Origin of the sequence: Streptococcus sp. NLN76 (assembly GCF_015686645.1) — a bacterium.
GTDB lineage: Bacteria > Bacillota > Bacilli > Lactobacillales > Streptococcaceae > Streptococcus.
Window position 1 is genome coordinate 1 of the sequence record NZ_JADPMS010000087.1, and the last position, 2,438, is coordinate 2,438.

Consider the following 2,438-nt stretch of genomic DNA (forward strand, 5'->3'; position numbering starts at 1 on the left):
GCGTTACTCACCCGTTCGCAACTCGTCCAGAAGTGCAAGCACTTCCTTCAGCGTTCTACTTGCATGTATTAGGCACGCCGCCAGCGTTCATCCTGAGCCAGGATCAAACTCTCATCAAAAGTTTGAGTCTTTACTCATTTTTCTGTCGCTGACAGATTTGTTCTGCGTTAAATCTTCAGACTTCTTTGTTAAACCTCCTTGGTGAACCTTAGTTCTACCTGCGTTAGTTTGCCTTGAAGTCTTTTGATTTAGCTTCGAATTTATTATTGACAGGTAGTATTCCTACTACCCACACATTGGTATTCGTCTTGTTCAGTTTTCAAAGGTCATGTCTCTCACGAGACAACTATCTAAGTATATCACCCAGCTCACAAAGTGTCAACAGTTTTTTTAATTTTTTTTAATTTTTTTCTTTTCTTCCTCTTTAGATGGAGTTAGAAAGAGGTCTAACCTGAAATTTCAGCCTCCTTCCTTCTCATTTTTTTGTCTAATGGTCTATAAAGACCTGTTTTATTTACGCGGATCAAATTCTTCAAAGTAGCTAGCCATTTTTTTCAACATTTTTTTGCGCCCCTTAAAACACTGATTGCTGATAAGGCGTTGGTAGTTATCTAATTCTGCTTGGGTGAGAGTCTTCTTGAACTCCATCATGCGATCTTTAAATAGTACAAACTCATCCATACAGAGACCATCCTCTGCCAACAAATGTCCTACTTCTGAAACCTCGACATAAGCCTTGTTATCCAGCGTTCTTTTTTTTGCCTCCTGCATCCGGACCTTATCAATAATATGATTACGAAATTTGGTCTTGAAAAAGACATGCAATTTTTCATCATCCTGCATCACACTCGGATGGTTCTTCATCAAACGGTAAAGAACCATCATTCCCTCCTGCTCCCAATCACAAGCATCCCATAAATGGAGATAAAATTCTCGATGGCATTTTAATACTGTACCACGTACTTTTTTATATGTTGATTCGAAATCCATGGTTCATCCTTTCCCTATAATCCTAACAGATTGCTTATTGGAATTGGGATCCATTCCCTAATCTGTCGATTTACTTCTCTATTCGAAAAATAAAAACAAAAAAGGAGTCATTCCGGTAAAAAAATGAACAACTTGGGCAAAAGGTCTTCCCTTTCATCCCACACAGAGAACGATAGTAGCACCTTAGAAAAACAAAAAAAGACCCCGTAGGGTCTCAAGACTCCGCCAGTAGGACTCGAACCTACGACATCATGATTAACAGTCATGCGCTACTACCAACTGAGCTATGGCGGAAAATATAGTCCGTACGGGATTCGAACCCGTGTTACCGCCGTGAAAAGGCGGTGTCTTAACCCCTTGACCAACGGACCATTTTTCAACACTATTTATTGTAACAGGTCACTCTAAAAATAGCAAGTGTTTTTTTCTATTTTTTTCATTTTCCCCTCAAAAATCTCATATCTGTCAGTAGTGACAGATTCCAAGTACTTCTTTTCTTATTTTTTACGAATGTGAAAAGAACGGTCCAATGAAGTTCAGACGTTATACTTAACTAATTTCAAAATCAGAATGCTCGCAGAATTTCAACTCGCAATACTGGCTGAGGTTTGTACTTTCTTTCCAGTACCTGCTTTTTGGTTTCTCGCCAGTTTTCTCTCAGGTCATCATCAATCGTTTCAACTGTGACACCATCAATACCCGTAGAGCCCTTATTAGCTTTGACCTGCTTGTAGGCTTCCAGAAGATTGTCTCTTGATATACTCTTTTAGTTTATCTTTTATTACTGTGTTAGCTCGTCTTGCCGTACTTTAGTACTGCCTGCGACTCGCTGCCTTGTACTAAAAGCAAACTAAAAGACTATAATATCTGATTTAGTAGTTTAGACATGTGCGTATTCCTTTCTTATTTTGCTATCTGTAGGATATCTTAAACCCGAATTATTCATACCCTGAATAATTCGGGGACATCAATGATAAGATTATCCAACTGATGAAATTGTAAAAAGAGTTGGATTAGTTCAAAATTAAGCTGTCTTAAAGCCTCAACAGTTTCTTCCGTTGCACGTGAAAAGAAACGTGACAGGGTTAATTGAGAGGCTACTTGTTTCGACTCTAGTAGCTGATAGAAATAAGCATTATCTTTCAATTCTTGACAGGCATAGTCTGTATCATGACCCGCTAGAATTTGAAAAATGAGTTGGATAACAATCATTGTGTCTGAGTAAAGAGGGGAATGGCGTTGATCATTAGTAACTAAAACTCCAAGCAGGCTTCGCCTGCTAACTCATGACGGAAAATTAGTTCAGGTATATAATAAAGATGAGCAATACAAATCCGTAAGTTTATTAGGGCTTTGCCGAGCCTGTAACTAAAACTGGATGAATAAGAGTCATGAGATAACTCGAATACGCCTTGAGCGTGAAAATAAAATTACAAAACAGCCTCTTA

General features: G+C 38.5%; 1 protein-coding gene, 2 tRNA genes, 1 rRNA gene and 2 pseudogenes. All 6 read right to left on the minus strand.

What is annotated here, in order from left to right:
* Window positions 1-119: ribosomal RNA gene (locus tag I1A59_RS09285) — 16S ribosomal RNA — on the minus strand; the annotation flags it as partial.
* A gap of 391 nt (window positions 120-510) precedes the next feature.
* The gene (locus tag I1A59_RS09290) at window positions 511-990 is read right to left on the minus strand and encodes a sigma-70 family RNA polymerase sigma factor (RefSeq protein WP_196092477.1); all 480 of its coding nucleotides are present in this window, start codon (window positions 988-990) and stop codon (window positions 511-513) included.
* A gap of 220 nt (window positions 991-1,210) precedes the next feature.
* Window positions 1,211-1,284, minus strand: a tRNA-Asn gene (locus I1A59_RS09295).
* Between the two features lie 5 nt (window positions 1,285-1,289).
* Window positions 1,290-1,361 (minus strand) — tRNA-Glu (locus I1A59_RS09300).
* Between the two features lie 209 nt (window positions 1,362-1,570).
* A pseudogene (locus I1A59_RS09870) lies at window positions 1,571-1,750 on the minus strand (hypothetical protein); the annotation flags it as partial.
* A gap of 203 nt (window positions 1,751-1,953) precedes the next feature.
* Window positions 1,954-2,247 (minus strand): annotated as a pseudogene (locus tag I1A59_RS09305) (transposase); the annotation flags it as partial.
* Window positions 2,248-2,438: the final 191 nt, after the last annotated feature.

What these genes read in the sequence shown, in the direction of transcription:
- I1A59_RS09290 (WP_196092477.1), bottom strand. Translation starts at nt 990, where the DNA reads ATGGATTTCGAATCAACATATAAAAAAGTACGTGGTACAGTATTAAAA.